Origin of the sequence: Micromonospora sp. NPDC093277 (assembly GCF_044765245.1) — a bacterium.
GTDB lineage: Bacteria > Actinomycetota > Actinomycetes > Mycobacteriales > Micromonosporaceae > Micromonospora.
In genome coordinates this window covers 1-1,364 of sequence record NZ_JBIWJO010000042.1, presented here as the reverse complement: position 1 = coordinate 1,364, position 1,364 = coordinate 1, and the positions used below count along the sequence as shown (strand labels likewise).

The following is a 1,364-nucleotide window of genomic DNA, read 5'->3' as shown; positions in this document are numbered from 1 at the left end:
CATTGCGTTCTGAGATAACTGCTGGTCACCACGGTGATGAGGTCGTGTGGACGATGGCTGGCACGTCGGGTGGCACGGGCGATGTTGGTCTCGCCGTTGGTGCGGTGAAAGCCGATTGCGGTGTTACGTAGCGTCGCGATGACGGCGGGGCCGGTGCCGGTCCTGGCCTGGTGGAGGTCTTCACGGAAGGTCACGTCGCGGACGTGGTGTACCTGGTTTTCGATCAGCCACTCCCGCCGTACCCAGTCCTGCAGATCCGCTGGTTGGGCGTGCTCGGCTGGCAGCGACACAGTGTAGTAGGCCGTCTCTCGGCTGGTCTTGCCGGCGACGGTGCGGGTGCGGGTGATCCGCATGGCCTGTTCGGCGTGCGGGAACGGCAGCCCGCCGGGGGTGGCTACGGTCAGGGCCTTGACGGTACGGGTCTCGCGGCGGCCGTGGCCGTGTTCGCGGCGGCGGTCACCGGCGGGGACCTGCGCCCAGGGTAGGGCCTTGAGATGGGCGAACAGGGTCGGCTGGTTGGCCTTCACCGGCACGAGTAGATGGGCGCCACGGGTGGCGATCTCCTTGGCGTGGCAGGTCTGTGTGTGCAGGGCGTCCGCGACGAAGACCAGGCCGTGGAGGTTGCCCAGCACCTGCTCGAGCGCGTCGAGTAGTGGGGTGAACGCCGGAATCTCGTTGCTCTTGGCCGCCACGGTGACCTGGGCCAGGATGATGCCGGTACTGGTGTCCAGTGCCGACAGCAGGTGGACCCGAGTGCCGTCGGCACGGCGGGCGGCACGCATGGTTTTGCCGTCGACGGCGATGACGATCCGGTGACGCCTGGGTCGCGCAGTGGCCGGTGGTGGGGTGCGGGTGCGCAGCCAACCAGCCAGGACCACGGCGAGATGGTCGGCGTCCAGGCGGGTCAGCACCCGCCAGATCGTGGTGGCGGCCGGAACCCGGCGGATGAGCCCAAGCCTTGCGCGGGCAAGCTCGTCGAGGTCGTGCGCCCAGTCGGCGATAGCCGCGAACGACGACGCGCCAGCCAGCACCGCGCAGACCGCGACCGCCAGCAGCCCGGCCAGGGGGTAGCGGGCACCGCGTAGTGAGCGGGGATCGACCACGGCGGACAACGCGTGCATCAGCGTGGCGTGCTCACTGCCGGTGACTTGCTGCGGTGGCGTGTTGGTGGGGGCCGCGACTGCGGACAGTACGGGAATCAGGCATGCTGACATCGCGGGTGAGGTTCCTCAAGGTGTCATAGAGCGTCGAGAACTCCATGATCACCTGGATGGCCTCACCCGCTTCATTCGCCTCCAGGTAGGCCACTCACCCCGCGAACCCCCAGCTCAACGACCCGCGAACCGAACACGCAATAGCCCTGC

General features: G+C 68.3%; 1 protein-coding gene. It reads right to left on the bottom strand.

Annotation, left to right across the window (positions count from 1 at the left end):
- Positions 1 to 1,214: ISAs1 family transposase (locus ACIRG9_RS31575; RefSeq protein WP_402864211.1), on the bottom strand; the 1,214-nt coding region annotated here is incomplete at its 3' end.
- Positions 1,215 to 1,364 lie beyond the last annotated feature (150 nt).